Origin of the sequence: Bradyrhizobium sp. SRL28 (assembly GCF_018596315.1) — a bacterium.
GTDB lineage: Bacteria > Pseudomonadota > Alphaproteobacteria > Rhizobiales > Xanthobacteraceae > Bradyrhizobium.
The window spans coordinates 15,023-41,078 of record NZ_JAHEAG010000046.1 but is presented as its reverse complement, the minus strand read 5'-3'; the positions used below and the strand labels follow the sequence as shown (position 1 = coordinate 41,078).

At 57.9% G+C, this 26,056-nt stretch carries 19 protein-coding genes and 2 pseudogenes; 6 read left to right on the top strand and 15 right to left on the bottom strand.

Annotation, left to right across the window (positions count from 1 at the left end; all coding sequences use genetic code 11):
- Positions 1-691: 691 nt before the first annotated feature.
- The 9 genes from KIP88_RS39515 to KIP88_RS39475 form a co-directional block, all read right to left on the bottom strand.
- Entirely contained in the window at positions 692-1,363 is a 672-nt protein-coding gene (locus KIP88_RS39515; protein ID WP_308163747.1) for a hypothetical protein, read from the bottom strand.
- 162 nt (positions 1,364-1,525) lie between these two features.
- Entirely contained in the window at positions 1,526-3,253 is a 1,728-nt protein-coding gene (locus tag KIP88_RS39510) for a ferritin-like domain-containing protein (protein WP_214493549.1), read from the bottom strand.
- Positions 3,246-5,921 carry a xanthine dehydrogenase family protein molybdopterin-binding subunit gene (locus tag KIP88_RS39505; RefSeq protein ID WP_214493548.1) on the bottom strand — a complete coding sequence of 892 codons (2,676 nt, stop codon included), beginning with the start codon at positions 5,919-5,921 and terminating at the stop codon, positions 3,246-3,248. Before KIP88_RS39505 ends, KIP88_RS39510 begins: the two co-directional genes overlap by 8 nt.
- Positions 5,922-6,107: 186 nt before the next feature.
- Positions 6,108-8,312, bottom strand: coding sequence for a tetratricopeptide repeat protein (locus KIP88_RS48315; RefSeq protein WP_214493547.1), 2,205 nt, complete (start codon positions 8,310-8,312; stop codon positions 6,108-6,110).
- Between the two features lie 59 nt (positions 8,313-8,371).
- Positions 8,372-8,584 (bottom strand): hypothetical protein, encoded by a 213-nt coding sequence (locus KIP88_RS39495; RefSeq protein ID WP_108516999.1) that lies wholly within the window; start codon positions 8,582-8,584, stop codon positions 8,372-8,374.
- 348 nt (positions 8,585-8,932) lie between these two features.
- The gene (locus KIP88_RS39490) at positions 8,933-9,847 is read right to left on the bottom strand and encodes a hypothetical protein (RefSeq protein WP_214493546.1); all 915 of its coding nucleotides are present in this window, start codon (positions 9,845-9,847) and stop codon (positions 8,933-8,935) included.
- A gap of 65 nt (positions 9,848-9,912) precedes the next feature.
- Positions 9,913-10,110, bottom strand: a complete 198-nt coding sequence (locus tag KIP88_RS39485) for a hypothetical protein (protein WP_145963647.1) — start codon at positions 10,108-10,110, stop codon at positions 9,913-9,915.
- Positions 10,110-10,472 (bottom strand): hypothetical protein, encoded by a 363-nt coding sequence (locus KIP88_RS39480; RefSeq protein WP_214493545.1) that lies wholly within the window; start codon positions 10,470-10,472, stop codon positions 10,110-10,112. Before KIP88_RS39480 ends, KIP88_RS39485 begins: the two co-directional genes overlap by 1 nt.
- Positions 10,469-11,737, bottom strand: coding sequence for a hypothetical protein (locus KIP88_RS39475; protein WP_214493544.1), 1,269 nt, complete (start codon positions 11,735-11,737; stop codon positions 10,469-10,471). The genes KIP88_RS39480 and KIP88_RS39475 overlap by 4 nt, the downstream gene beginning before the upstream one ends.
- 1,366 nt (positions 11,738-13,103) lie before the next feature.
- Here KIP88_RS39475 and KIP88_RS39470 point away from each other — a divergent pair.
- Positions 13,104-14,306 carry a site-specific integrase gene (locus KIP88_RS39470; protein WP_108517009.1) on the top strand — a complete coding sequence of 401 codons (1,203 nt, stop codon included), beginning with the start codon at positions 13,104-13,106 and terminating at the stop codon, positions 14,304-14,306.
- A gap of 269 nt (positions 14,307-14,575) precedes the next feature.
- On the top strand, positions 14,576-15,799 hold the full coding sequence (locus KIP88_RS39465; RefSeq protein ID WP_214493543.1) for an integrase arm-type DNA-binding domain-containing protein: 1,224 nt from the start codon (positions 14,576-14,578) through the stop codon (positions 15,797-15,799).
- 234 nt (positions 15,800-16,033) lie between these two features.
- Here the strand turns inward: KIP88_RS39465 and KIP88_RS39460 are convergent.
- From KIP88_RS39460 to KIP88_RS39445, 4 genes and pseudogenes are all read right to left on the bottom strand, one after another.
- Positions 16,034-17,484 (bottom strand): annotated as a pseudogene (locus tag KIP88_RS39460) (DUF5939 domain-containing protein).
- A 105-nt stretch (positions 17,485-17,589) separates the two neighbouring features.
- Positions 17,590-18,647: pseudogene (locus KIP88_RS39455) on the bottom strand (class I SAM-dependent methyltransferase).
- A gap of 233 nt (positions 18,648-18,880) precedes the next feature.
- On the bottom strand, positions 18,881-20,038 hold the full coding sequence (locus KIP88_RS39450) for a patatin-like phospholipase family protein (protein WP_214493542.1): 1,158 nt from the start codon (positions 20,036-20,038) through the stop codon (positions 18,881-18,883).
- Positions 20,039-20,108: 70 nt separating this feature from the next.
- Positions 20,109-20,933 carry a 3-hydroxybutyrate dehydrogenase gene (locus tag KIP88_RS39445; protein WP_214493541.1) on the bottom strand — a complete coding sequence of 275 codons (825 nt, stop codon included), beginning with the start codon at positions 20,931-20,933 and terminating at the stop codon, positions 20,109-20,111.
- Between the two features lie 171 nt (positions 20,934-21,104).
- On the opposite strand from KIP88_RS39445, the gene KIP88_RS39440 reads away from it, so the two are divergent.
- Positions 21,105-22,001: a LysR family transcriptional regulator gene (locus KIP88_RS39440; RefSeq protein WP_214493540.1), complete on the top strand. Its 897-nt coding sequence runs from the start codon at positions 21,105-21,107 to the stop codon at positions 21,999-22,001.
- Positions 22,002-22,020: 19 nt separating this feature from the next.
- Here the strand turns inward: KIP88_RS39440 and KIP88_RS39435 are convergent, their stop codons facing one another.
- A complete protein-coding gene (locus KIP88_RS39435) occupies positions 22,021-22,734 on the bottom strand; it encodes a peroxiredoxin-like family protein (protein WP_214493539.1) in 714 nt (237 codons plus the stop codon).
- 87 nt (positions 22,735-22,821) lie between these two features.
- Complete coding sequence (locus tag KIP88_RS39430) at positions 22,822-23,103, bottom strand: hypothetical protein (protein ID WP_214493538.1); 282 nt, start codon at positions 23,101-23,103, stop codon at positions 22,822-22,824.
- 257 nt (positions 23,104-23,360) lie between these two features.
- On the opposite strand from KIP88_RS39430, the gene KIP88_RS39425 reads away from it, so the two are divergent.
- The 3 genes from KIP88_RS39425 (at position 23,361) to KIP88_RS39415 (ending at position 25,935) form a co-directional block, all read left to right on the top strand.
- Positions 23,361-23,852, top strand: a complete 492-nt coding sequence (locus tag KIP88_RS39425) for a DUF302 domain-containing protein (protein WP_214493537.1) — start codon at positions 23,361-23,363, stop codon at positions 23,850-23,852.
- A 94-nt stretch (positions 23,853-23,946) separates the two neighbouring features.
- Positions 23,947-25,308, top strand: a complete 1,362-nt coding sequence (locus KIP88_RS39420; RefSeq protein WP_214493536.1) for an NAD(P)/FAD-dependent oxidoreductase — start codon at positions 23,947-23,949, stop codon at positions 25,306-25,308.
- 135 nt (positions 25,309-25,443) lie between these two features.
- Positions 25,444-25,935 (top strand): cupin domain-containing protein, encoded by a 492-nt coding sequence (locus tag KIP88_RS39415; protein WP_214493535.1) that lies wholly within the window; start codon positions 25,444-25,446, stop codon positions 25,933-25,935.
- Positions 25,936-26,056: the final 121 nt, after the last annotated feature.

The following is a 26,056-nucleotide window of genomic DNA, read 5'->3' as shown; positions in this document are numbered from 1 at the left end:
GCGATGGAGGCGCGGCAAAACCTGCTGGATTACGACCTACAGAACCTGATCCCCAAAACCAATCCCTGGGAGGTTTGCAATCAACTGTCTGGATAATATTGTCATTTCAGTCGGTTAAGGCTGATTTTCAGGCGTCATTTTGGAGGGCTATAGCGTAAACGTAGTTATCATCATCGCCCGGTGCGGCGCGACAATACTAGAGTGTTTATTTCACTCAAGTTTTTGCTTGGCGCTCGCGCTTCCTGATCTCTCGGAAAACCCAGTCCGTCACAGCCCTGTCACAGCTGGACGGAAAAACATGCCAACGATCCGAAAAAGAGGCCAGACGTGGCAAGCGCAGGTGCGCCGCGCTGGGCTATCCCGCCTTGTCAAAATCCTTCGCGACCCGCGCCGACGCCATTGCTTGGGCACGTGGGAAGGAGCGATCAATTGATCGGGCGGAACTGCCCACCGACATCAAGGAGATGAGAAAGCTAACGATCGCTGATCTGCTGAAGCGGTACGAGCAGTAGATCACGCCAAGGAAGCGAGGGGCCGTCTTTGAGCGGTCGCGCATTCGCCAGCTATTGGCCCACGGGATGTCCCAAACAAGCCTGAGCAATCTGTAGGGCGCAACGGTCAGCCAGTATCGCGACGACCGGCTCAAGCTGGTCAATGCGCCGTCAGTGCGCCGCGAGCTGGTCATCCTTCGTCATGCATTCGAGGTTGCGAGACGCGAGTGGGGCCTTCCGATCAGGGAGAACCCCTTCAAATATATACGACTGGCCTCGCACGCGCGAAGATAGGCGCTCCGGGCCTTGAACCCGAAGACACCTTTTCTAGTCACTGAGGAGCCGCTACCCGGTGCACGCCAGTACGTTTGCTTCTGGTCTTGCTTCGAAAGGAAATCGAAGAAATCGCGCATCATCCAATCGTGGTACACGAATGACTTGTCGCGGTACTGGTAATTCTCAATGAACTGATAGCCGAGAGTGTCGACCAACATCCCGCTCATTGGCACGTCGCAGTGTTTGCACCAGACGCGGCTCATGCGAGCCAGATATTTCATATTCTTGTTGGTCGCTTCGCTTCTCTTGGAGATCGCCGCAATTTCTGCTCGCGGATTGCAAACCTTCCAACTACCCCCGTCGTTTGCGTTCGGATAGGTGAAGCTATCGCTGTCTTTGTTCTCGAAAACCGGCAACACCCCAAAGGTCAAACCGTCTGTGAATGTGATGACGACGACTTGGCCATCGCCGAAACTTTCGGAGGTGCTGTAGGTCTTCTGAATTGATTTCTTGACCGCTTGGAGCAGTGCCGACTGACCGTTCGTCTGATATGCTTTGTACTTGTGATATTCAGCGTTTGGCAGAATGAACGCGATGTCGAGATCGCTTATTCACCAATTTAGAAGCCCACCTCCATGCGACCAAGTTCCTCCGCCATGCAACAATTCTCGGAGATCGAGGAACACCCCACCGATAGCCTGTAACAATTGAAACAACAATCGCGCGCACTTCCGTCATTTCGGTAGTGTTTGCGGCCATCAGGACGTCATACGCAACTCCTGCGTCGTCTCAAGAGCGCACCGACTGGAGTAATCAAAGGGCAGGAATGCCGCGAAGCGCTTCTCCGCAAACGCAATTTCACCAAGCATCGACATGGTCAGTTGTAAATTGACCAAAGTATCCGCCCCCGGCGCGTACCCTGAAGGTAGGACGTCGAATGGCATCCCCTCTCCGTCACGCGCCAGCTCGGTCGCCAGACTGCGGAGCGGACCGGTCATGTGCCTACGCGCCGCATTATGAAACCGCCCGCCACGCCTGTACGACTGATCAAGCAACATACACACAATCCAGTAGTGCAAATTACCAAGATGCCTCAGCGCGGGGTGTTTGTGGTGCGGGATCGGTTCGCCCGTTAACGGCAAACCGCTCGTCACGGACAGCTTGAATGCCGGGTAGTCGCGATTTGCCGGATCCCAGACCTCAAGACCCGGCAGCGCGGGATGCGTGCCATCAAACAACGAGCGAAAGAATTCGAAGTGTTCGCTTTCTCCTTCTTCTCGCACCTCTTCGAGCCGGCGTTGCCAAAGCCCAAAGTCAATGAGACGCGGATGACGCATCCGCAATTGATCGAGAACCGCTTCGATTTTGTGATAGAGCGAGCCAACCCGGTTTGGGCGAGTGGTACCCAGCACCTTGTACAGGCGCTCCACGAAGAGCTTATCTTCCTCATTCGTCTGCGCATCCGGGTCAACTGCTCGAGCGGATGCTTCAACATAAACGTATTTCGCAATGGTTTCCAAACTCAATGCCTCAAGCTTGAAATCGAACGGATAAATCTCTTGTTCATAGGGGAACTGTTGTCGGCCAAGATGTGGCGCGACGCCGAGTGCGAAAAGTAGATTATTCACAACATCCAAATGGACCATCTCTTCAATCGCTACGCCGAGCACATGAAGGGGACGGCCTCCGTATCTGTGGCTTGGCCAACCTGCCAGGGCCGCATATTGAGGCGTTTTGATCGAGAACGCAGCGAACAAATATTGGACAAGTAGGGAGTGTTCGATTTCGGCCGCATCGCGCAACAATCTGATAAGTTCGAGCAATGGGTTGTCAAAGAGCGGGACGTACCGAAGTGCGTCTTGAATATCGGAAGACAACGTTTCGCGGAGCGGCATTTCTGTCGACAGAAAGCGATCCCTTGAAACAGCCGCTCCGAAATGCGCAGAGATCGACGACGGCGTGTCCGAGGACTTCTTTTTGGCATAAGACGCGACGACCTGCGTGATTGCACTGCGGTACCGAGCGTAGCCCGTGCATCGACACAAGTTATGGCCCGTTACCGCTTCGACGACTGTGTCGAGATCCTGCCCCTCAAGACTCGCCATTTGCTCGCAAGCAACCACACCAGCCAACACAAATCCGGCGCTGCAGAACCCGCATTGCATGGCATCGTGGTGAAGAATTGCGTCCTGGATTGGATGAAGTTGTTCGCCCACTGCGACACCCTCGATAGTAGTTACCTCCCACCCGTTCACATGACGCAGGCTAATCATGCACGATTGCTTCGTTGTGGGTGGTTCTGTCGGCGAATGCCGAACCAATACCGTGCATGCTCGACATTCCCCGATGCTACAGCCGATGCGGGTTCCGGTAAGACCGACGACTTCGCGAAGGTAGTGCGCGAGATGCATGTCGGCAGGTGCATCTCCAAGGTCATGAAGCTGACCATTGATAACGAGGCTGACATCGGTGGTTTTTCTAAGCACCTGGACGGCTCCGGATTTTCAGGTCTTTGTATCTGATCGGTAGCGCAGAAGGCCAAGCGTCTTCATCGTGATGTCCCAGAGCGTGCCCTATTGCGTTTGCGATCGCCGGAGCGACTGTCGTCATCGTAATTTCACCGGCCCCCTTATGGCGAATGTTAGCCTGCAGCTCGTTCAGCGCACCGCCTTCAGGAAGAGGTAACAGAACCGTTTCTAGATCTATCGCAATAACATCCGATGCTCGAGGAACCATGTATCGATCAAAGTTTACAAACCGGTCCTGACCGCTTGCTGGCGGCAACTGCTCAAAAAGTGCATGAGCCAGTCCCATTTGGAATCCACCTTCAACCTGGCCGTGGAGGATCGTCGCCGTGATTGCATCGCCAGCATCCAGGAATGAGACCGCAGCCGTAACCCGCAAACTTTCCGACTTTGGGTCAATTTCCACGACCACTAGGTGGCCGCCGGCTGCGTACGCCGAACGGGGGACTCGTGTCTTTCCAACAGCCGAGTGCGCTGGCGGGAAAATTGGATCGCCTTGAGTTGGCACCAGGGTGGCTTGGCAGGTCGCTTCCTTGGCAAAGCCAAGGGCGTCAATAAAAGATGTGAAAGACCGCTCCCCGTCCATGAAAGTGGCCCGAGACCAGCCGTTCGAGAAGTAACCATGCGCAATTGCGAAACGCGGGGCGCTAGTCCTATCAAGGTGTGCGGCGATCGTACTGAGCGACACGGGCTTGCCTTCGCCGACGTGGAAGCCATCCGAACGCCAAGCATCGAAGAGGTCTTCGTCCGAAGTATCGAAGTTAACCAGTTCGCGTATCCCGGGAAAGATCTTGAGCCTGATCAATGCGTCGCAGGCTTGGCGCAAGACGTGAACATGGAAAAATGCGGTCTTCGATGCAGCCGTAGCCTGATGGCCATAAGTCGTCCCCTTCGCGATCAGCTGTTCTGCGAAGGAAACGAAAGGCTCTGCGTTGCCCAGCGACACATCGGCGGGAGCCCGGAATGTGTCAGCGGCGACTTTTCCTAGAGACCGGCGCGCTCCTTGACCTAGGTCTACAGATTGGCTCCAGACCGTTATCTGCCCGTCGAGTTCGAGCTGCACTGCAGCATATTGGCTATCTCCGCTTGTTCCGTAGGCTTCCATGCAACCGGCAAAGCCGACGCCACAATAGAGGCCTCTTGCCGCTCCTTCTCTTCGGATTTCGTCACGATTCTTCCACAGGTGGTGTTCGGCAGCTCTGTCACAGACTTCCGCATTGGCGACATGGAAGCAGAGCGGGGTACCTGCTATGTCGCGATCTGCTTTTTGCGGATCCGAATCGTATTGCAGAACATTCTGACGGCGAACGCCGATAGGATCGCGATTGAGCTTTAGAGTAGCAAGCTTGTCGATGGCCGTTTCAATGTTGAAAACGACCTGTGGAATTCCGAAGCCTCGCATCGAGCCTACGATAGGAACGGGGCGTCGTGTAACTACACCATTCGCACTGACTTTGTTGAATCTGTAGAATCCCGTCGCGTGAAGGGCCCCTAACTGCATCACAGGCGTGCTGAGATTAAGCTCAGCACCACCTTCGAATACAAAGTGAACAAGCGCTCGATCAAGCGAGCCATCTGGCTTGGCTGATATCAACGTGTGAACGCCGGAGCCATGCCGTTTTAACCCGGCCTGAAATTGCTCGAACCTGTCATATGCCAGCCTGACGGGGCGATCTGATAAAGCTGCGGCAAAGGCCAATTGGACAACGAACGGCGACTTATCACGGCCGCCGAAGCCGCCCCCGAGGTCGACACTGAGGATTTTGACATCGCGTATAGCAGGATTGTCTAGGCCGGCAGCAACAGCCTTGCGAATGTCTTTTAAATCAGCATAAGGCGCTTGGGTCCCAACCAGCATTGTAAGTGTGCCGTTTTGGACCCCCGCTAGGCCAGTCTCCGGTTCGAGGAAAGCAGGATCAACTTGCTGCGTGAAGGTCGTCGTCTCAACGCAGAATTCTCCGGGCGCCATTTTCAACAGTTCTTCGTATATCGCATTGGCGACCGGATCATGCACGTCCGCACGAGTAAACTGGTCTTTCTCGAGCCGAAGGTGCCCGTGGTCGAACTGACTTGATAGTTGATGTTGTGAGAGAGACAGCAGGTAGTGCTGCGTCGATAGTATTGCGGGGGCAATCAACAATCGCCAGTCTGTTAACAGCTCCGCAGTCGACCGTTCATCGGCAATTGGAGTTGGGGTACCGTAGCTTACGATGCCGCGGTCCTCCCGCAATTCCTGTGCTGCTCTACGGAAGGTCAGGAAATCTTGAAACAGAAGAATCGCCAGAGGCTGGCTTAGGTACTGCGGTACTCGGTTCGGCGGGCATAGCTGCAACATTCCTGCGCCCGTTGCCGTGCCGGCTGTGTTGTCCAAACCGTGCTCCGCCAGGGTATCAGCTGTGATCGTGCGAAAAGGCTGATTCTGTGGGCCAAGGCGTTCAACGTTCAGGCGGACGAAGGGACGGTCAATGAAGGCTGTACGGATAATCAGTGCATGGGCACATTCATCAGGCCAACCAAGCTGCTGAGCGATATCCTTCACCCGAAAATCGCTAGCGAAGACTTTCCCTCCGGTGATCTTCGCCTTGCGCAAGTCGGACTCGGCAGCGAATGGTGCAACTTCAGGTCTCATTCGGACCTCGGGTTAATCGTTGCCGCTCTTTTGCTTGGCGTTTCGACCGCGGCTAAAGAGGAATGTGGTAGTACGCAAAAACAACGCTGCTGACGCGACGAGTCCACTCCAGCTTGCTCGAAGGCTTGGCTCGGGAATTTTTTTGTCATCGACGTTAATTCGTTCTTTTTGTGAGGCACTGCGTGCTTACGTTTCTGCTGAAAGAGCGCTGAGTTTCGCGTTCGAGCCCAGGCGTTCAACGACGCCCAAATTGGCCTCGAAATCGGGATCATTCCCGTGTTCAACGGCCAGATGAGCGTGCTCCAGAGCTTGCTCGAAGCGACCAAGCTTTAAGAATTCGGCCGCCAAATTGTTATGTGCTGCCGCGTGGTGCGGATTCGAACTAATGGCAACCTGAGCCAGCGCGATTGCGCGTTCCGTAAATCCGAGCTCGGACGCAGCAACGCCAGCGTTGGCGTTCAAATCCGGGTCGTGAGCTTCATGTCTTAGAGCCCGATCGTATGCGGCCAGCGCCAGAGCAGCATCTCCTCGTCCCAGATTGAGATTTCCGAGCTCGCGCATCGCTCGCCATTCTGACGGCTTGATCTCCAATGCACGCTGAAAATCCGCTTCCGCGCCTGTCACATCGACACCTTGAGCGCGCAAAATGCCACGGTTCAAATATGCTTCATAGTATGGTGGTGAAAGTTCTATCGCTCGCGCATAGGCATCGAGCGCCTCGCGTTCGCGACCCGCTATGCGGGCCAATAGGTTACCGAGGTCATTGTAATACTCGGCATAGTAGGGATCGAGCTCAATAGCATCCCGCAGACGCGCCTCAGCTCGAACAACATCTCCGGCCAGCTCATAAACTTGGCTTGTATTGTAAACAAGGATGGATCGATGAAGCAGAAAGGCGCCTTCGCCGTATGCTTCGACAATCTCTGAGAGTCCGTGCTCGCAAAGTGCTAATGCACTATTCAAGTCGCCTTGTCGCGCCTTAATGTAGGCGTACGCATTCTCCGCAAATACTTTGATGTATTGATAGCGTGGATGATTTGCGAACTTCTCCTCGATTAACCGCAGGTTGGCAACCGCACAGGCCTCGGCACGAGGAATATCTACGGGCACCTGGTATCGACCATAGGTCATCGACTGTGCGTACAGGGCGGTAGGAACAAAGCGGCTTAGTGGAAACTGCCGCAAGAATGCTTCCAGAAACGGTAGTGAGGAAGAGGAATACCCCATTGCATACAAAACGAATGCAGCATTGATAAAGAGCCCGTTTATCGGGTCATCACCCGACCCGTGCTTCTGCAACTCAGGATCTGAATAATTTGCAGCGAAGAATTCGAACCAGGTATCATAAAGCCCGATCCCCATGAGGATTTCACAGGGCTGGACCAGTGCTTCGACCCTCTCGAACTTGTTGCTGAGCGCGACGGCGTGGGCAAGGATCAGCGGAGCTGATCCTGATCTATATTGTGTCAATCGTCGAATGTGCGCTTCGCTATTGAGCCGATCTAGCACACCACAAGGCAATGTTTCGGCATTTCGGCGATTGATCAAATCGCCAACAAGTCCGTCCTCGACAAATGCAGTGGCCATTTCGACCCGCCGCTCTTGCGGGATAGAGGCTAAAAACAGATCCACGATGGCAAGAGCGCTCAACCGGTTAGTAGCATCCAGGCCTCTTCCCATGCATTTGAGCAACGCGGCACCCACGTCGAGATTGCCATTTGATCGCGTGAATAGGAGATCCTTTTGCGCCGAAGCAAGACTCTCAACATCAAGTTGACTTTCAAAGTCCAGTTGGGTGAGAGGTGGGAGAACGAATCGCGGCGCATTTGCAATCAGCAATGCGCCCTCGCGGTCCAGAATCACGAATCGAATTCGTTTGCACTTCTCCTGAAGTCTTACGAGAATTTCCAACAGGCTCCGCGAAGTAGCGCAAAGAGCTTGGCAGTTGTCGATAATGAGAACGACTTCGCGGTTAGATGTTTTGAGCGCTTGCAATATGAATTCACCAAGGCCCACCAGAAGTTTATTTTGATACTCGTGATGGTAAAATCGGGTACGCTCTTCCCGGTTTGCCGTATTCGTCAAATCGCGCGGCACTAAGAAGGCTGCGGAACTACGAAAAGGCCATAGCCTCTTTAAGGTTTGCTCGTATTTGGCTAGAAGCCGCGGCGTGGCGGCCTCGCATTGCTTTATCAGGTCAAGACACAGCTCTTCAAATCCGGCGAGATAACCGCCGTGCAGCCATGAGCCATTTGATGTGACAACTTCATGGTTGGCAATGCCGTGGGCCGCTGCCAGCGCAGTGGAGCGCGTACCTGCCCCACTTGTGTCGACCAGCACGACAATACCTGCATCCCGCAACGCCGTGCGGATTAGCGCGACGAACGGCACCCTCGCCTCGCTAATCCATGTTCCTTTTGACGTTGCACTCACTTGTCTCGTTTAACGAGCTAGACGGTGCCAGTGTAAGGAGTCGTAGTGCGGATTTTGGTTTTGGTCGTGGTGACCTTCTTGATAATCGACGTGCCGCGCGGCGCTCCTGACTCGTAGGTCAGCTTCTGCTCTTCCGTGGATTCCGCGCGCTTCTCCGATTCCGTCTCGGTGATGATTTCCGGATATTTGGAGTTGAGCGGATTTGTTGAATGTGCGGTATCAGCAGCCATTGATATAACCCCCAGCCAACGCTTTGGTTGAATATCACTAAAGATCCAACTTTCGTTTCAAAATGGGTGTATGTCAATGGCCCTGCAACTCGGAGAATAAAATATTCCCTGCGAGGCTCGAAGACCGGGACTAGGTGCCACGGGGCAGCCGTGACCGCTATCGCTTTTTCGGCGCCGTCTCCACACCAACAACAAGCCCAGTCATCGCGGGCCGGACTGGAATAGATCCCGCCAATCATCGGTTTATCAAACGGAATTAACTGAACAACTTCAATTTGCTACGGAAAGTTGTGCGCAAAGCTGTTTTAGACCCCGCAAACATTCGGGAATTTTCGAATCCAGCATGTATTACAACGACAGCGCGACCGCGGTGCCAGCCGCGCCGTCGGTGGTCACCAGCTTGTGGCAGCGCGATCTCAGCTCCTTCAAGAGCGACCCATCGGGGACTGGGTTCTTGGTCCCGTAGACTTGCTGCTTGGTTGAGACAAGTACCTGAGCATGTGCCTTGCGCTTGACGGGTAGCAGGCGGTCGAGCAATTGCAGCGGCGTACCGTTGTGGCTGCCGTGATGCGCCACTTTGAGGAAATCCACCGGCTCGAGTTCGGAGGCGCATTTCTTTTCGATCATTTCCCAGCTTTCGAGTTCGGCATCACCGGGCAGCAGGAGTCGCTTGCCGGCGGCTTCGATGAGCAGGCACAGTGACGTATTGTTCTGCGCCTTGTCGATGAACCGTGCGGCCGTCACTCCGTGTTCGCGAATGGCGCGCCGAAGCCGCTCGAAATCGCTGGCCGATATGCCGCCGCGCTCCGCAGCACCGGCGCGCGCCACCGCGGGAAAGTCCCAATCGAAGCCTTCATCGCCGCCACGCACCTGCTTCTCGTGGCCGGTGCCGACCGCCGCAAGCGCTGTTGTCAAGGCCCGCTCTCGGGCACTCGTCGTGTAGTACACGCTAACGTCCGGTTCGGGCGCGAGCACCCGGATCTTGATGTTCTTGAACGTCGAAGATTCTTTCGCCTTGCCGCGCGCCAGGTAGGCAATCGGTTGCTTGCCGAGCTTGCGCAGGTAGTCGATCCGGTCCTTGTTGGCCAAGTTGTTTTCGAGGAGCGAACGGAAGGCGGGGTGCAGCACTATCCTGTTGCGGCGGACGTCGCGCGCGAATCCAGCCAGACCGTCGCGGAGTCTCTTCTGCAGCTTCGCCTTGGGAAAGTCCCGGTAGTAGTCCGGATGGCTCGGCAGGCCCATCCAGACCCGCTCGATTTCCATGCGGTTGAAGATCTCTCGCTCGCGATAGAAGCCTTCCAGGTGGTCGAGATGCTCGTGGGTGACAATCAGAAGATCAATCTTTCCATTGCACTGCTTCTCGATGTCGGCGCGATGTCCGGGAAGCGCACCAGGCTAGACGGATCGTTGGGAGCGCGGCCGAAATCGATTAAGATATGGCGGGTTTCGGCGCCATCAGGCAGGCTGAGCAGGATGCAGTCGCCGAACCCTACGACGTAACCACGGATCTGAATCGTACCTGTCATCAGTGCCCTCCAGCATAGTGGTCGTTATTGGGCCGGGCGTGCCGCATCGCGGCATTGCGCTGAAGCCGGAGTCGTCTTCCCTCGATCGTGGCGCGGATACGAAAATTTCCACCATCGGGCGCGCCCAATCCGCGGATCCCGTCGCTCACTCCCATGCTACCGGAGCGAATGAGGTAACGGGCATATTGCACTAGCGCCTTCCGCCGATCTTTCGTAGGCAGAACCATCGCCAGATGCAGGAAGTTACCGTTGCCGTCAAAAACCAACGTTCCACCGCAATAGAGCGGCAGCAATGTGTTGGTGAGCTTGCCGAACGCGCGGCCTTTGAGCTCGACGTCTTCACTCCACGCGAATTCGATCACCCGCTCTTTGGGCGGCCAGTAGCCGCTTCGCGCGCGCTTCTTGGTGTGATAGACGGAAACAATGGTGAGGTTGGCGTCGAAGGGAATCTGGAAGAGCTCGCGGAATTCGTCGAGGAACCGATAGGCGTCGGCCGGCGTGGCGGTGATCGCTTCGATGTCTTGGCCTCGCGCAAAGCGTGAACGATATCTCTCCTGACACGCCGATCCTCTTGCATCGGCTTGAGTCCGCGCCGGCGGAAAATGCGTTTGAGTTCTGATCTGATTCCGTAGGAATCATCGGGATAAGCGACTTCGTCGGCGCGCAGCAGGGCGCGCGCATATTCATCGTAGCGTAAATCCACCGGCGGGCAGTAGTCGATGGCCCGGAGCATCACGTTGGCGGTTTGGTCGGCGGCGCGAAACAGCGCCTGGATCGCCTGCTGTTGGTCGCGCTTCTTCCCGCCCGCCGCACGGGAAACCTCCTTGAGATTGCGGATGTAGAGATACTGCAACAGATCGTAATAGACCCCGGTCAGGATCTCGGACCAGCCGTGCTCCTCGTAAGTGCCGCGTAAATCGCTCATTTTGCGTTTGTTCCAGGCGCCTCGCAGATAGTCCTGCTTGGCTAGGCCATGGATCGCCGCACCGAATTCGCTGGCGATAGCCGAGACGACATTTTTGGCCGACAGGAGCGCCGGCGCTCCTGTCGTTACTAGCTTGGCAATTTCGCGATTTTTCAGACTTGCCAGCATAGCTATCGCATCGCCAAAATACTCGTGAAACCCTGCCGTCTCCGGTGAAGAAACCTCGTTGTACCCAGGCTTCAGCCCATCGAGTACTGTGTGGCCGAGTTCATGCGCGACGATGTCATGCGACAGGCAGGTATGGACCGGCTTGCCGTCGGGGCCTTCGAAATAGCAAAAGTGCAGCGCGCCGGTATCGCGATCGTAAAACGCGTTGTCATCGTAGCCAGCATGCGGCAACACCAACAGGCGTCCGAGGCCCGACGCCCAAGGCACCGGTCGGCCCAAGGCTGTATCGTCCTCTAACACCGTCAGGACCTGTTCGATTATCGCCCAGACGTTCACGTGGTGAAAGTTGAAGTTGTCGAGAATCCGCTCGTTCTTCAAGCCTGCAATGCCGACGAATCCTGAGCGGTCCGCCAAGAGTCTGGCCGGCGTAAACCGTGTATCGAGGTCAGCGTTATAGTCCACGATCGCGACGCGCGCGCTGGTCGGGCCGTCGCCGACGGTAGCACACTCGATCGTCGCTTCAACCGGCCACAAATTTCGGGTGCGTGCGAGGAGCGGGTCCTTCGGAAGAACCTTGATCCGAATCGATCCGTTTCGACCTGTGCGCCGTTTCGTACCTGGCTTAAGTGTCACGCAGCCCCTTAATGGAGCTACAATTCAGACTACAACTCTAGGTTATCGCAACAGCTTTTTTGGACCCGGGACGACCACACAGAACCGTAGCGCGCTATTTTCCTAACCTCCTTCGGCACAAGAACAGGGGCCCGGACTTTCGGAACCTCTTGAAATGGATAGGGCTGTTCGCGTCCAACGGCACGCCACCGGAGGTCATTACAAGCTCTCGGCGAGTGTCACGTCGAGATCAGCTTCGAGGCGCAATGGGTCGCCCCCAAGAAAATCTCCGAACGCATTACGGCCGACATCGAGCTTTGGTCAGCGCTTACGAAGGAAGCCGGCATCGAACGCCAATGAGGTTGCTTTACGAGGTTGCTTCTGTTGGCTCGTGAGATCTTCTTTGATCTCGCGGTGCACACATCGTACACACGCCGCGTTCTAACCAATTGAAAGAATTAAACTCTCGATCCAATCCATCACTGGACCGACAGACTAAGAGTCGGCAAGTGTCGCGAGTGTGACACGGCAGGAGTGAATATCGAGCGTGATGAAAGCCAGAATGTCTTTGGTGCTATTGGACCGAGATAGCTGAGGGTTGAATGTGTCAATGCGCACATACCACACCAATTCCGCAGCATTGGAATGAGATTGATTACAAAAATATGATCGCATTGCTCAACCTGCGACCAAACCATATGAAGTGAGACGGGCTTTCGTGACCTAGCGTTTTGATGTGGCGAGCTTCCTTTGCTTGCAGTTGAGCGACGAACAAAAGTGCGCTTGTGTTGATTCATGTAAATCAACGATCGAAAGCCACTCCGGCTTCCAGCTCCAGGATCGCCTGGCAATGCGACAGAGGGTGTTCCGAGCACATGCCGCGCTTCTTCGCCTGAACGTTTTCACTTGGAAACCTCGTAGCGGAGTAATTCCACGGCTCTCGCGGAACTTTGCATGCAAGCAGCTCGCCGGCGTCGGCGCTTCCTTTAGATCAGCGCGGGGCTCCTTGATGTGCGGTCACAAAGCCATCGAAGTGTGTCGAAGGTTTTTGTTGCTCGGTTGAATCATTTGTGAGATGACCCGTGCGCAAACCGGCGCTAACATCGTTGGAGAATATAGGACCTGATACCCCGCTCAGGCTGTCCGTAGCAGCCGCAATCGCGTTTCCGGATCAGACCATTTCCGAGAACAGCTTGAGACGAGAAGCCAAGCGCGGGCGACTTACGGTCGAGATAATTGCAGGCAAGGTGTTTACGACTCTCAATGAAATTGAAAGGATGCGTGGCCGATGCCGCGTAGAAGTAAGGGTGCCCGTCTCCACCTCAGACCAGCCCGCTACAGGGCCGGAAAGCTCACCCATCAAGCCACTTGGGTCATCCGGGACGGCACGGGATATTACGCCACTGGATGCGCTGAACGCGAAGTTGCAGCGGCTGAGCAAGTCCTCAAGGACTATATTGCAAAAAAATACGCGCCGACGCGCAAGGAACAAGACTTAGAGAAAATTCCCGTCGCCGACGTGCTTTCGATTTTCATTGACGACCGCCCCGACCTTTACGTCGAGAACTCCGACGCTCAGAAGTATCTCAATCGCATCGGGCGCCTCAAAGAGTTTTGGGGAAAGCTCATGTTGTCGGAGGTAACCCGGACCAAGTGCCGTGAGTACCAACAACACCGTGGCAATAAAGGCGGTGCCCGCCGAGATCTGGAGGATCTCAGGGCAGCCATCGCCAACCATGCGGCGGAAGGGCTGCACCGTGGCATTGTGAAGGTCACGCTTCCCAAGAAGGGCCCTGCCCGCGATCGATGGCTGACTCGCGATGAAGCCGCCCACCTAATCTGGACGTGTTGGCGCGCCCGCGAGATACAGACCATGCACCGCGGACCCAATAAAGGACAGCAGGTTGAAACGAATAAGCGGCCCCTTCGCCATCTCGCCCGGTTCATCCTTATCGGGGTCTATAGCGGGACGCGCGCGGGCGCCATTGCGTCAGCTTCGCCGACCGCGGCTATCGGGCGGTCCTTTGTCGACCTTGAACGTGGCGTCTACTACCGACGCGCCCAGGGGAAGCAGGAGACTAACAAACGGCAGCCGCCGATGCCGATCCCACCGCGCCTGCTGGCACACCTGCGACGCTGGAAGGAGCGCAAGATTATTGCGCGGCACTTTGTCGAGTTCAACGGCGAAGGTGTATCTTCCGTGAAGACCGCGTTCAAGCATGCGGTGACGCTGGCCAAGCTCGGGCCCGGCGTTTCGCCGCATACGTTACGGCACACCGCGGCAACGTGGTTGATGCAGAACGGTACCGACCCATGGCAAGCCGCCGGGTATCTCGGCATGAGCGTCGAAACGTTGTTGCGCGTGTACGGGCACCACCACCCGGACCACCTAAAGGACGCCGTCGCCAAGATGACGGCCAAACCTACCGCCTCAGCTTCGCCTCAGAAACCAGCCGAAAGGAAGAAAACGAACGTAGTCAAAATTCAATGAAAATGGGCACTTCTAGTGGGAATAGTGCGAGTTTCCGCCGCTCATAACGGTCTGGTTGCAGGTTCGAGTCCTGCCGGGCCCACCACATTGTTAGTCCGTCAGCGTTCGCAACGGTGCGCCCTCATCCGCTGAAACGATGCTTTTTCCCAATTTCCCAGTGGTCTGCGGCGTTCCAATGTTCGCCGACGTTCGCATGCTGTTTGCTGGCATCCCGTCGTTTTGTTGGCATATTTGTTGGTATTTTATCGATGCCAAAGCGAGATACCAACATGCCGCTCACGGATACGAAGTGCCGGAATGCCAAGGGGCAAATCAAGCCACGCAAGCTCTCCGACGGCGGTGGCTTGCACCTCTTAATCAATCCAGACGGAGCTAAATACTGGCGCTTGGCCTATCGGTGGCGTGGCAAGCAACGCACCCTTGCAGTCGGCGTCTATCCGGCCATTGGGTTGATGGAGGCGCGCGCTGCGCGGGATGAAGCCAAACGTAACCTTGCTGCTGACATCGATCCTTCCGTAGTGAAACAGGAGCGTAAGCGGGCCGCAAGGATTGCGACTGACAATACCTTCGAAGCCGTCGCGCGCGAGTGGCACGAAAACTGGAAAGGTGCGCGTAGCCCCTACTACGCTGCCCAGATCCTCCGACGTCTGGAGGCGGATGCCTTCCCGGCGATCGGCCGCCGTCCGATTGCGGCGCTCGAACCGCCCGAGCTGCTGGACATGCTGCGCAAGGTCGAGAAGCGCGGGGTGAACGAAACGGCGCGACGGCTAAAGCAACTCGTCGGACAAATATTCCGTTTCGCTATCGTGACTGGCCGAGCGAAGCGGGATCCCTCCGTTGATCTCAAGGACGCTTTACGAGCCACCGGAGAACCGCAGCGTCACAGAGCGATGCCGATTTCGGAGCTGCCAACGTTCTTGCGGAAGTTGGAGTGTTACAGCGGCGAGCAGCAGACCAAACTTGCATTGAAGCTAGTAACCCTGACGTTTCTCCGAACGACTGAGCTGCGCGCCGGCAAGTGGAGCGAGTTGGAGAACCTCGATGAAAATTCCGCTCTGTGGCGTATTCCGGCCGAACGCATGAAAATGCGCCTGGAGCATCTGGTGCCTCTGTCACGCCAAGCCGTCGCGGTATTGCGCGAGCTACGCGCGATAGCTGGCGGCAGTCCCAACATCTTCCCTTCCCCTGGAAAAGGTGACTGCATGTCCAGCAACACCATGCTCTATGCCCTCTACCGGATGGGATATCACGGCCGGGCCACGACGCACGGTTTCCGCGCCGTCGCTTCCACGATCTTGAACGAAACCAACTTGTTCAACCGAGACTGGATCGAACGTCAGCTTTCACACGTAGAACGAAACGAAGTACGACGCGCCTACAATGCTGCGGAGTGGATACCTGACCGTCGAAGAATGATGCAGTGGTGGGCGGACCATATTACAGCGCTGGCGCTCGAAGGCGATAAAATCATTCCGTTATCGCGCGCGAGCTAACTAAATGCCTTATCCTCTGAAGGCGAAGGCCACACGTTCGAATCGTGTCGGGTGTGCCATTCCGAATAAAACTGCTAACTCTATGTTATTGAAATAGCATATAATTTGCTGCTCCTGAGCGCGACGCTTTAATAAACGGCCGCTTTGCGCCAAAACCGGCCACTAGGCGCCAGCATCGATGTCAGCTCTTGCTCAGTATCGGGATTTCCAAAGGGCACAGCCGCCGACACGATATTATGAGCGGTCCGTAGCTATCCGGGACACGATGCGATAGACGCATGCGTTGCCCTCAACGCCGCGAAGCGGGGCATCAAACTCAACGACTTTGTGGGCGGTAAGGAGAGCACCGACTCCTGGGGCTCCGAGATACATATTTCTCCAGCATCCGCCAGGGACTGCACCCGCGCGGCAACATTTACGGTCTGCCCGAAATAATCCAGATTTTCGTTCAGAGTTACGGCGATTGACGGGCCGCAATGTGCTCCGATCTTCAGGATGATGCTCGGATCGCCGTGCTCGGCGTTATACCGCTTGATTTCCCCCAGAAAATCGAGCGCCGCCGAAACCGCATCAGTTGGGCGTGAGAACACAGCCATGACCGCGTCACCGATCGTCTTTACGATAGCACCGGAATGTTGTTGGACGGTCGCACCGAGCAATGCAAAATGCTCGCGGACCAGCGCATAAGCATTTAGATCGCCAAGGCGTTCGTACATGGCAGTCGACCCCTTGAGGTCCGTGAACAGCAAGGTCACCTGCCTGATACCCAGGCCCTCCCGCTCGTCGACGCGCTCCGAGCGGAACAGGCGCCGGAAGGTCTGTCTGGCGAGCAGCATTCCGCCAGACATGTACGGATCGAAGTCAAGCGCTGGCTTGAGCGTCTGGGCCAAAACTTCGGGCGGCCAGTTGATTAGCAGCAACGAACCGCGTGTGGCTCCGGAATTCTCCACATCAATTACGATCGGACCGGGCGGCACGGCGGATAGCGAAGGAGAAAAGCGCTGTCCATCATATCCGATGCGCAAGTGCGTTGGTGCAGTCGCGGGCTCGCCGAGGATTGGCACCGCGAACGCCGCTTGCGTCTGGACATTGACGCCGGACAGCGCACCGGGACCGAGGTGGGACCGCAGCGTGGTGGTCGCGCCTGGCGGCAAAAACGCAAGGCCGCGCACCAACCCGTGAAGAAAGTCGAGAAACCGAACTTGCTGGCCCGGCGGCCGCCCGTCGTTGAGGAAGCGAAGCTTCCAGTGGAAATCCTCAACTGAAAGCGAATGGGGATCATGAAATGGAAGCCGACGGAGTTGCGGCGACACGGTGAACGTGACCTCGATGAAATCGTCGAGGTCCGTTTCACCTGACACGTCGCACAAACCGCAGACATAGTGGGTCTTCAGCGTTCGCAACGCGCCGAAGCTGTCCAGTACCATGCCGGACTGCGGACAAACGACGCCCCAGCTCACCTCGAACAGCCCGCTTCTGGTCGCATGGAGAAACAGGTCGATGCTTTCCGCTTCTGATACGGCGCGGTCGCGTGCGAACGCCAGCGGATTGATACGGTAGAGGGCTAGATCGTCACCGCTCCTGATGAGTGTTTCAAACTTGGAGATCACGCGAGGGCTCCAGGATCGGGCCTGCTCGATCTCAGTCATCTTGGTTTCGAGGAGCCGCTCCTGAATGTTTGTCATCGTGCGCCTCGCCCCATCATTTCCGCGAACCAGTCTCCGCCAGATACGTGCTATGCCGCCGACCGGAAGAATACCCTCCGATCGGCAATACAAAAGCTTATAACCCTACGCGCGGGCTTCGAGTATCATATTGAACGGAGTCTCTGCGGTGCGCCGGAAGCGCGTGAAGCCGCCTTGCCGTGCCACGTCGCGCAGCCTTGCTTCGCCGGCCTGAGCGCCGAGTGCCAGGCCAACCTCCTGATCCAACGACGCCGGCGTGCAAACCATGGTGGAGGCGGCATAGTAAACGCGTCCGACCGGATTGAAGTTGTCCTCCAATCGATCGTTGGCGAACGGCTCGACCAGCATGCAGGTGCCGTCGTCGGCCAGTGTCGACCGTGTATGCTTCAGGGCGCCGACAGGGTCACCCATATCGTGCAAGCAATCAAAGAAGCACACCAGGTCGTATCCGTCGCCGGGAATGTCTTGGCGGAATGCACATCGAAGTGGACGCGATCCGACAATCCGGCTTCTCTGGTGAGATCACGGGCCGACTGGATTGAGCCGTCGTGGTAGTCGAAGCCGTAGAATGTGGAGTTGGGGAAGGCTGCGGCCATCAAGCGGGTCGAGACGCCGTGACCGCAGCCGACGTCCGCCACTTTGGCTCCCCGCGCGAGCTTGTCGACGACCCCGTCAAGCGCGGGCAGCCATTGCTGGACCAGATGGTGCTCGTAGCTGGTGCGGAAGAAACGCGCCGTCCCGCAGAACAGGCATTCGCTGCGCTTGTTCCAGCCGACGCCCTTGCCGGTCTTGAACGCTTCGGAGATCTTCGGCTCATCCAGGAAGGTGGCTGACACCAGGCTTCCGACGGCGCCCAGGAATACCGGGCTATCCTCGTCGGCGAGTGCCATGGCCTGTTCGGGCAGCATCGAGAATTTGCCCGATGACCTGTCGTATTCAACGTAACCGGAGGCGGCTTGCGCCGATAGCCATTCGCGGACGTTTCGTTCGGTGGTGCCGGTCGTCCCGGCCAGTGTGGCGGCATCCATCGGCCCGTTCCGGGCCAGGGCTCGGTAAAGCCCGAGTTTGTCGCCCAGCAGCATGAGGAACGCGTTCATCGCGACCCCCACATCTCCGAGCATCTTTCCCATGAATGAATTGAGGCGGTCTTCGTTGACTTCCATGACATTCCTCCATCAAAAGCATGTTTTGGTGCAGAGCCATCATCTTGAAACAAAGAACCATTTCCTCAGCCCAAAGACCTTGGGCCCTGGGCGTGGCGCGATGTCAATTACAGCTTCGAGAAAGTCGCTGCATTGTTACGCGGCTGGTGGTGTTTGAGGGACGGCGCGCTTCACGAATTCGCGAGGTTACCCGCCAGCACCTGACTTTTGTCGCAGTCTCCTTCTTCCTCCTGTCACTCTGCCGCCTCCGGCATCAATTCCATCTCCTCGTGGAGCACCACGCCCGACAGCGGATCGAACTCGCCGATCCAGGGCTTGCGTTCGAGCACCGCCCTAGTGTGGCGATAGCCAGCATCCCAGCGCTGCATGATACCAGACGGACTGAAGTCGATGTCCTTGGTGTGGTCCTCGCGGGTGAGTTGCGGTGCGAGGAGCCGCACAACGTGCATCCGCGTTGGGCAGCCGTAGCGCGCAAGCTCCCTCACCGCCTCGCTGTTGCGCTCGGATTCCGGCAAGCGAGCGGCGAGCTGGTTGATGACGTGGCGCAGCCGATGCGCCTGCTGCTGGCGCGCGATATGGCTGGCGATCCGGCTGGAATACTGCACGTCCTTGTGGCGGTTGAGCACCTCAGCCATCGTGGTTGGCTCGGCGCCGGACGGATTCCAGAGATGCACGGCGAAGATCAGCGAATTCTTGCGCGGATTGTCGTCGAACACCGCTTCCGTCGGCGTGTTCGATAGAATGCCGCCGTCCCAGTACAATTCACCGTCGATACGAATGGCCGGGAATGCCGGCGGCAGCGCGCCCGACGCCATGATGTGCTTGACGCCGAGCTCGCCGTCGCGGCTGTCGAAATAACGCATCTGGCTGGTGCGGACATGGGCTGCGCCAACCGTAAGCCGCGGCTTGCACTGATTGACCAGATTGAAATCAACGAGTTCCGTCAGCGTACGCTCCAGCGGCGAGGTCGAGTAGTAGCCGGCCTGATCCGCGCCGAGCGGATAGCTGTCGCCGGCATGCGCCAGCGGGCTCGGCCGGAAGAAACCGGGAATGCCATTGGTCACGGTCGACCAATAGGACAGCTTTTCGTTAAAGCCCGGAAAGATGTCGCGAAAACTCCAAACTGGGTTCTGCTCCATCTTTTTCCAGAATTCGCGCAGCCGCGACAGCCGGTTCTGCGGCGAATTGCCCGCAATCAAGCTGGCATTGATGGCGCCGATAGAGGTACCGATGATCCAGTCCGGCTCAATGCCGGCTTCATGCAGCGCCTGATAGACGCCGGCCTGATAGGAGCCGAGCGCCCCGCCGCCCTGCAGCACCAGCACGATCTGACCCGGCTCCAATTTAGCGAGCGCCTTCAGCGTCGAACAATTGTCCTGGCCGTCATTCATGTCACGCTCCCTTGGACTTGGGCCCGCGCTTCCATCTTCGTACGCGGGCCGATTTTGTTACGTTCACGCTTCAGTGCGCGGTCCAACCGCCATCGACCGGGAGCGCGATCCCGGTGATCGACGCCGCCGCGTCGCTGGCAAGAAAGACCGTCAGCGCACCCAATTCTTCGACGGTCGCAAAACGCTTGTTGGGCTGCTGCACCAGCAGCACGTCGTGGATAACCTGCTCGCGGGAAATGCCGTGCGCTTTGGCCTGGCCGTCGATCTGCGCTTCGACCAGCGGCGTGTAGACATAACCCGGACAGATCGCGTTACAGGTGATGCCTTCCTCGGCCGTCTCGAGCGCGGCCACCTTGGTCAGGCCGACGATGCCGTGCTTGGCGGCGACATAGGCCGCCTTGAAGGGAGACGCAACCAGCCCATGGGCGGAGGCGATGTTGATGATCCGTCCAAACTTGTTCCTGCGCATCGCCGGTAGTGCCAGCCGCGTGGTGTGAAACGCAGATGACAGATTGATCGACAGGATCGCGTCCCATTTCTCGATCGGAAACTGGTCGAGCGGCGCCACATATTGAATGCCGGCGTTGTTGACGAGTACGTCCAACCTGCCGTGTCCAACAATAGTCGCGGCAATCATCTCGGCAATCGCCTCCGGCCTCGTCATGTCGGCAGCCGAATAGCCGACCTTGACGCCAAAATCGGCTGCTATCTGGTCCCTGATCCCGGCGAACTCGGAGGCAACTCCCAAGCCGTTCAGCATGACGGCCGATCCGGCCCCTGCCAGGGCGCGCGCGATCGCAAGGCCGATGCCGCTGGTCGAGCCCGTGACCAGCGAAACCTTGCCGGCGAGCGGCTTGGCGGCGTTCGCGTCCTGCGCCTTCATCTGAATGTTCATGACCTTTTCCTGCAATTGCGGCATTGCCGGCGGCAACCTGCAGGATGGGCGCGGTGTTTTGAAATGCTCTTTGGCTTCCGAAACCATAGGCTGCCGCTATTGCGGTTTGGGTGTTAATGCCCGCCTCGATCGGCTAGTCTGCGGCAACGAGAGATCGGGGGCAGCACGATCATGGAAATGCATCAGGTACGATACTTTCTCGCCGTCACGCGCACGCTGAATTTCACGCGCGCCGCCGACGAGTGCAATGTCACCCAGCCGTCATTGACGCGCGCAATCAAGCAACTCGAGGCCGAATTGGGCGGTGACCTGTTCCGGCGCGAGCGGCCGGCAGCGCAATTGACCGAACTCGGGCTTCGGATGCACCCGCTGCTGCAGCAATGTTACGACGCCGCCAGCGGCGCGCGCATGCTGGCGTCGTCGTTCAAGAGCGGAGAAATCGGCGCGCTGAGAATTGCGCTCAGCCACTCGGTCGATCTGTCGATCCTGGTGCCGTTTCTCGACCAGATCAAGCGGCAGTTCAACCGGCTCGAATTTCGCTTTTTGCGCGGCAACAGCGAAGAAGTCGGCGAATATCTGAAAAAGGGCGAAGCTGAACTCGGCATCGCTGCGGAACTTGGCGGCGATTGGGACCGGCTTGATACCTGGCCGCTTTTCACCGAAGATTTTGATCTCGTGGTCAGCCGCCAGCATCCGCTGGCAGAACGCGAAACAATCGGCTTCGAGGACCTGCGGGCCGAGCAGTGGCTGTCGCGCAATTACTGCGAACATTCCGCTTCGCTGAGCCGCTCGCTTCGCGAGCATGGCGTTACGATCGATCGCAACCATGAAATCTCGTCGGAGCGCGACCTGATCGAACTGCTGGAAGCCGACATCGGCATTGCCGTGGTTCCGCACACCGCCTCGCTTCCTGCCACGCTGAAGCGCAGTTCGGTCGAGGGGCTGGACTCGCGCCGCACGGTTCATCTCTACGGCGTTGCCGGGCGTGAGCGCACCGCCGTTGCATCTACGGTCATGCGGATGCTGCGTGGTTCGGATTGGCAGCAATTTCTGAGCAAGACCGCGTGAGCCTGCGCGCGAAAAGGTCCTAGCGATCCTCGCCAGCGCGCCGTACCGCAGCCAACAAGTCGTCAATTTCCATTCGCTTGCGGAAATCGGGATCGACGAAGCGGGCTTTGACCAATCCGTCGCGGCCGATCACGAACGTTGCCGGAATCGGCAGCATCCAGCCGTCATTGCCGTGAAAATCCGACAGGTCCAGATAGGAGAGCAAGTGCTGGATTTCGGCTCCCAGCCAGATCGCAAGATTGAGTGACAACGCATAGCCGTTGTCGAGATCGGTCAGCACCGGGAACGGTGCGCCTGAGTCGGATTTGAAGCGCTCGGCATACTTCTGCGTTTCCGGAATGATTGCGACGATCTGCCCGCCGAGCGCCGTGATCTCATCCTTGGCCTGGATGACCGCGTTCACGTTCAATCGGCAGTACGGGCACCAATGGCCGCGATAGAACATCACGATGACGGGGCCCTTGCCGATCAGCGAGGGCAGGTTGACGAGTTGGCCGGTTTCATCCGGCAGCATGAATGGCGGCATCGGCTCGCCAGGCCGTGGCGCATTTTCGCCGCCGCCGTTCTCATGGACCCGTGCCACCAAACGGTCGACCGCTTCGCTGTAGGCTGGAAAGAAATCGCGTCCCGCGGCGGCATAGGCTTGCAGCCGTTCTCCGAGCGTTCCCTCCATGTTGCGACAGTCCTGAAAAGCCTGCCTGAGGCGTTCGGCGTTGGCTGGCGATAGTGACATTTCCTGCTCCGGCACTTGGCTGCTCGATACTAATTTCCAGCCCGGGCAACCGGCAAGGGGAGGCCCGGACCTGTTGAACGCCCTGGATCAGGGAATATAGAAGTTACCGGTCGGGTCGAGCATACCCGAGGTCGAGTAGAGCTGGCCATTGTTCATGAAGAACACGGTGTTGTTCGGCACCTTGGTGGCGTGCTTCATCATCGCCTCATGGTTCTTTTCGCTGGGTACTATGGTTATCCCGGACATCTTTCCTCCGGCATAGACATGGGCGATGCCCGATTGAAATTCCATGGGAGCTTGCGAGAAGGCGGTCGTCGCGATGGCCGCGAAGGCGACGGCGGCAATCAGTGTCCGGGACAGTTTGGTCATGGGGGCCTCTTGGAGTGATGAGACGCTCGCCAATCGGGCGCTGATCGCATCTGAGGCCGGATGGTGCCGCATTTGAAATGCCGTTGCCCAATCGGTTCGATAGCCGCCGCGTATCGAGCCGCCCACCGCCCCTTTCGTCCTATAGCCGACTGCTATCGAGGTGAAAGCGAGTTCGCATTTCAACTTGCCCGAAGGGGCGGTCATCCTGTTCCGGAAGCCATGCAAACGGCATTGGCGCCATCAACAGGAAACATCCCATGACACGTCGTTTGACCACCCGGTTTGCGAATTTCGGCATCTCGCTGCTGATGCTGCTTCTCGTGGTTTCCATCGCTACCGCGGCGCGGGCCGACAGCGACGACGGCATCGTCCGCGTCAAGAGCGCGGTGCCGATGGCGGAAGCCATCACCCGCATCAAGGCTGATATCGCCGGCAAAGGCATAAAATTCTTCTCGGAGATCGACCAGTCGAGGCTCGCGGCCGATGCCGGCATCAAGCTGCGCCCTTCGACGCTGCTGGTGTTCGGCAATCCGCCGCTCGGCACCCAGTTCATCACGTCCAATCCCAATGCCGGCCTTGATTGGCCGGTGCGACTGCTGCTGACCCAGGACGACAATGGCGAGGTCTGGGCGGCCTGGACCGATTTCGGATGGATTGCCAAGCGGCACAATATCAGCGATCGCGCCGCGCAGTTCGAAATGGCGACCAAGGTCGTGGCGTCGATCACATCGACGATCACGACGAAGTAACACCGCCCACATCATCCCACGTAGAGGCTGACAGGCGGCGCCACGGGCGCAGCCTGATGGCATCCGGATCATTGCCAATGGAAGGGTTCGTTCGATGAGCAGGGAACAGTTCGATGTGGTCATCCTCGGCGGCGGCAATGCCGGCATCGGTGTCACCGGCCCGGTCCGGCGCGCCGGCATGTCGGTAGCGATGATCGAGCAGGATCTGCTCGGCGGCACCTGTCCGAACCGCGGCTGCACACCGAAGAAGGTCCTGGTTGCGGCCGGCCACGCGTTGCATGAAATCGAGCGCGCGGCGGTTCATCATATCGCTGTCGGCAAACCCCGGCTGGACTGGGCTGCGCTGATCGATCGCGAGAAAGAGATGATCAAGGACATTCCCGCAAACCTGGCCCGCTCGATGGCCAGGCGGGACGTCGAAATCATCAAGGGGAGCGCCGTTTTCGCAGGCCCTAATCTCATCCGCGTCGGGAGCCGCGAACTCGAAGCCGAACACATCGTGATCGCCACCGGCTCGAAGGCGCGGCCGCTGCAAATCCCGGGCGCGGAACTCATGATCACGTCGGACGACATGCTGAGCGCACGCGGCCTGCCGGCGTCGGTGATCTTCGTGGGTGGCGGCGTGATCTCGCTGGAATTTGGCCATGTCTATGCGCGGACAGATACCAACGTCACCATACTCGAAGCGCTGCCGCAATTGCTGCCGGCGATGGATGCCGACGCCGTCGCGCAGCTGCGGATAGAGAGCGAGCGCATCGGCATCAGCGTCAAGACCGCCGTCAGCGTCAAGCGGATCGAGCGCGCAAACGGCCGGCTGCGCGTGGTGTTCAGCCATGGCGGCGCCGAGCAAGCGCTTGAGGCCGATCGAATCGTCAACGGCGCGGGCCGTGTCGCCAACGTCGACACGCTGAATCTTGCCGACGGAAATGTCGAACACGCCAACGGCCGCGTCGCGGTGGACCGCCATCTGCGCTCGACCTCGAACCCGCGCGTCCATGTCTGCGGCGATGCGGTGCCGACCTCGCCACAGCTCTCGCCGATCGCCACCTATGAGGGCGACATCGTTGGCCGTAATATCGTGGAAGGCCCGAAATACAGCCCGGACTACGCCAGCATGGCAACGTCGGTCTACACCGTGCCGGCACTCGCCGCGGTTGGCTTGACCGAGGCCGCCGCGAAGCAAAACGGGGGTGCGATTGACGTTCACACTAACGACATGCGCGACTGGTTCTCGGCCAAGACCTACGCCGAGACCGTCGCGTGGTCGAAAATCATTATCGATCGGACCACCGACCGCATTCTCGGCGCGCATTTCGTCGGGCACGCCGGCCAGGAACTAGTCAACCTGTTCGGCCTCGCCATGCGCTTTGGCCTCACGGCCGCGCAGATCCGGGACAACGTCTACGCCTATCCGACGTTTTCATCCGACATCAAGCACATGCTGGGACATGGATAGCGCGGCGCTATGGATTCAAAAGCCAACCGGTATTTCATCTCGACGATGACCTCCTTCATGGTGGTGACGTAGCCGGCCAGATCATTCGAGGCAAGGCGACTTCAAAGGCGGAAAGCAAACAGAGGAGATCCCCACATGTCCAAATACAGCACCATATCCCGCACGCTCAGGCAGGGCCTCGCGCTTGCCGGCTTCCTCGCAGGCTCGCTCGCGACCACTTCGACGGCATTCGCCGGCGAATGCCCGGCCGACAAGATGAAGGCCAATGTCCGCGAGAAGGTTGACTACAAGCCGGTCGGCGTCACCGATGTCACACTCGGTGCGATCAACCTCGAGAAGCAGCCGGCCAACATCAAGGATCGCGAGCTACGCTTCCGCAAGCTGACGATCGAGCCCGGCGGAATCGTGCCGTGGCACAGCCATGACGACCGTCCAGCGCTGATCTACGTGCAGCAGGGCGAGATCGTCGAATACGCCAGCAACTGCGCCGAGCCAATCATCCACAAGGCCGGCGAGATCCGGCCCGAAGTATCCGGCACGTCGCACTGGTGGAAGAATCTCGGCAAGGAAACCGTCATTCTCTATGTCGGCGACGTCCGCAAGGATCCGCACGACCACAATATGTAGCCAGATGTAGCGCGCGCTCACCGCGCCCGTTGCCTGATGTGACGTCCTGGGATCCCCCGTGTTGCCCCACACGCCCAGGCGTCACATCCCCCTTTCCCCCCTCGCTCCAGCGAGACGCGCC